The sequence below is a fragment of the Streptomyces sp. NPDC006265 genome (assembly GCF_040613555.1).
Taxonomy (GTDB): Bacteria; Actinomycetota; Actinomycetes; order Streptomycetales; family Streptomycetaceae; genus Streptomyces.
In genome coordinates this window covers 1-3,129 of record NZ_JBEXSH010000980.1, presented here as the reverse complement: position 1 = coordinate 3,129, position 3,129 = coordinate 1, and the positions used below count along the sequence as shown (strand labels likewise).

The window sequence follows — 3,129 nt, the reverse complement described above, 5'->3', positions numbered from 1 at the left end:
CCTTGGCCGACGCGACCGCGGGGAGTGACCGATAAATGACCACCACTGTTGAGCCGAGCCGGGGCGGCGGTCTGTCGTCTCACCGGATCAGGACGCCGCCCCGATCACCTGGGCGTGCAGGGCGGCCACCTCCAGGTTCCGCAGCCGTCGCACCGGCCCCGCCCGGGGCTCGGCGAGTCCGTGAGGTCGCCGCGTGTTCTCGGCGATGGCGTAGAGGTGCTCGCGCAGCAGCGCCACCACGCGCAGGAACTCCGCGACCTCCTCGGCGTCGATCTCCAAGTCGTCGTCGGTCGGCACCGGCAGGAACCGGGCGCCCAGCGCACGCACCGGCTCCGATCCCACACCGTCCGGCGCCAGGACTCGAACCCGGCCGAGTCGTCGCGCCCTTCGGGGACGTCGAGGATCCGCCACTGTCCGTCCGGCTCGCGCAGGAACACATCGACCGAGAGGCTCATGGCGCCAATGGATCACCACGCAGCCGCGGCCGACCACGGGATATCCCGCGCTCGTCAGCTCCCCAGCCGCGGCAGCACCTGCTCGCAGAACAGCTGCAGACTCCGCCACCCCTCCTCCACCGGCATCCCGCCCGCCAGCGGATGCAGGACGTAGGAGTCCAGCCCGAGTGCCACGCACGCGTCCGGGGTGAGGATCCGGTACACGCCCTCCGCGCGCAGGTCCTCGACCGTCGTCGCGGCCGACTTCACCGCCGAGCGCACCCCGCCGGACTGCCAGGAGGCGTACGTCCGTGCCTCGTGCAGGAAGTGCTGCCCGTACCGCGACCAAGCGCCGTCCGGGTCCTCGGCCAGGTGCAGCAGAGGCGTCTCGGCGGCGGGCATCATCACCCAGCCCTCGGTGCCGTACTCGACGAGCAGCTCCTTGTAGTACGCCTCCAGCTCCGGCAGGTGTGCGCTGGGAAAGAAGGGCAGGCCGAGCCGGGCGGCGCGGCGGGCGGCGGCCCGGGAGGAGCCGCCCACCAGGAGCAGCGGGTGCGGGTCGGTGAAGGGGCGCGGGGTGATGCGGACGGTGCGGCCGCGGTAGGGGAACGGCTCGCCGGTCCAGGCCTTCAGCAGGGTCTCCAGCAGCTCGTCCTGGAGCTTGCCGCGCCGGGCGAAATCCACGCCGAACAGGTCGTACTCCTCCGGCCGGTACCCGATCCCGGCGACCGTCACCAGCCGGCCGTTGCTCAGCAGGTCCAGCACCGCGATCTCCTCGGCCAGCCGCAGCGGGTCGTGCAGCGGGCCGATGATCGCCGAGACGGTGACCGCGACACGCCGGGTGGCGCCGAAGACGGCCCCCGCGAAGGCGAACGGCGACGGCAGCCAGTTGTTCACGGCCCCGTGGTGCTCCTCCGTCTGAACGGTGCTCACGCCCCGGTCGTCGGCGTACGCGGCCATCTCCAGAGCCGCCCGGTACCGGGCGCCGAGCTCCGCGGGGGCCGCCCCGGGAGCGACGAGGTTGAAGCGTGCGACCGTGACGGGCATGGGGGCGTCTCCCTCCACCGGGCGGGTGTCCGGGGGACGTTAGCTGACGATGCGTCAGACATCCAGGGGTGTGGAGATCCGGCGGCCCTGGCCCTCCCGCGCGGTGCGAGCAGGGTGACCCGGGGCCCCATGACTGATACTGGACGCGTTATGGACATCGTCATCCTTGCTGTAGTCATCGCCGTGGTCGTGCTCGGCGCGCTCGGCGGGCTCATCGTCGGCAGCCGGCGCAAGAAGCAGCTGCCGCCGCCCCCGCCCGCAGCGCCCGACATCACGGCCCCACCGGCCGAGCCGCACGTCGGCGACGAGGCCGAGACGCCGCGGGAGGAACCGCGGCGCACGATAGAGGAGGTGGATCTCCCGGACGGCTCGGCTCCGGTCGTAGTCGAGGAGCCGCCCGCCGAAGCTCCCGAGATCGAGATCCCGGAACCCACCGCCGGCCGTCTCGTCCGGCTGCGGACCCGGCTCTCGCGCTCGCAGAACGCCCTCGGCAAGGGCCTGCTCATCCTGCTGTCGCGCGAGCACCTCGACGAGGACACCTGGGAGGAGATCGAGGACACGCTGCTCACCGCCGATGTCGGCGTGCAGCCCACCCAGGAACTGGTCGGGCGGCTGCGCGAGCGCGTGAAGGTGCTCGGCACCCGCACCCCCGAGGAGCTGCGCACCCTGCTCCGCGAGGAGCTGCTCACGCTGGTCGGCCGCGACATGGACCGCGTCGTCAAGACCGAGCCGGAGGACCGCAAGCCGGGCATCGTGATGGTCGTCGGCGTCAACGGCACCGGCAAGACCACCACCACCGGCAAGCTCGCCCGCGTCCTGGTGGCCGACGGCCAGAGCGTCGTCCTCGGTGCCGCCGACACCTTCCGTGCCGCCGCCGCCGACCAGCTCCAGACCTGGGGCGAGCGCGTCGGCGCCCACACCGTGCGCGGGCCGGAGGCCGGCGACCCGGCCTCCGTCGCCTTCGACGCGGTCAAGGAGGGCAAGGAGATGGGCGCGAACGTCGTGCTCATCGACACCGCCGGCCGCCTGCACACCAAGACCGGCCTCATGGACGAGCTCGGCAAGGTCAAGCGGGTCGTGGAGAAGCACGCCCCGGTCGACGAGGTGCTGCTCGTCCTGGACGCCACCACCGGCCAGAACGGCCTGGTCCAGGCCCGCGTCTTCTCCGAGGTCGTCGACATCACCGGCATCGTGCTGACCAAGCTGGACGGCACGGCCAAGGGCGGCATCGTGGTCGCGGTCCAGCGCGAGCTGGGCGTCCCGGTCAAGCTCATCGGGCTCGGCGAGGGCGCGGACGACCTGGCGCCGTTCGAGCCGGAGGCGTTCGTTGACGCCCTTATCGGAGAGTGAGCTCGGCACCTACCGAGGATTCACCTACGAACGTCGTACGTGCACGGCGAAGCGCCCGACCCCGAGGTCAGGTCGGGGCCGGGCGCTTCGCTGTGTGTCGCTGCCGCGGCCAGGTGCGCTGTCCCGGGACGTTGGTGACAGGCGACACGCTTTGCGTGGTCCTTGAATGAGGCGAGGGCCTGGCCCCGCCGCCACGATCCAAACGACAGGCCCTGGTGCCGCGGCAGGCAACGTTCGCCCCGTCACGACGCCCGGCACGCTCCCCCAGGCTCTCGACTCCGCTCGAGCAGGGGGCACC

3 protein-coding genes are annotated in these 3,129 nt (G+C 72.3%); 1 reads left to right on the top strand and 2 read right to left on the bottom strand.

The features are described 5' to 3' along the window. Positions 1 to 87: 87 nt before the first annotated feature. A complete protein-coding gene (locus tag ABZ281_RS43835) occupies positions 88 to 327 on the bottom strand; it encodes a hypothetical protein (RefSeq protein ID WP_356663785.1) in 240 nt (79 codons plus the stop codon). Between the two features lie 182 nt (positions 328 to 509). Next, positions 510 to 1,481 carry an LLM class flavin-dependent oxidoreductase gene (locus ABZ281_RS43830; protein WP_356663783.1) on the bottom strand — a complete coding sequence of 324 codons (972 nt, stop codon included), beginning with the start codon at positions 1,479 to 1,481 and terminating at the stop codon, positions 510 to 512. Between the two features lie 150 nt (positions 1,482 to 1,631). Here ABZ281_RS43830 and ftsY point away from each other — a divergent pair, with 150 nt between their 5' ends. Further along, positions 1,632 to 2,831, top strand: a complete 1,200-nt coding sequence (gene ftsY / locus ABZ281_RS43825; RefSeq protein ID WP_356663787.1) for a signal recognition particle-docking protein FtsY — start codon at positions 1,632 to 1,634, stop codon at positions 2,829 to 2,831. Positions 2,832 to 3,129: the final 298 nt, after the last annotated feature.

Excerpts from the sequence above, each read along its gene's own strand:
- ftsY (WP_356663787.1), top strand. The coding sequence starts at position 1,632 with ATGGACATCGTCATCCTTGCTGTAGTCATCGCCGTGGTCGTGCTCGGC.
- ABZ281_RS43830 (WP_356663783.1), bottom strand. The coding sequence starts at position 1,481 with ATGCCCGTCACGGTCGCACGCTTCAACCTCGTCGCTCCCGGGGCGGCC.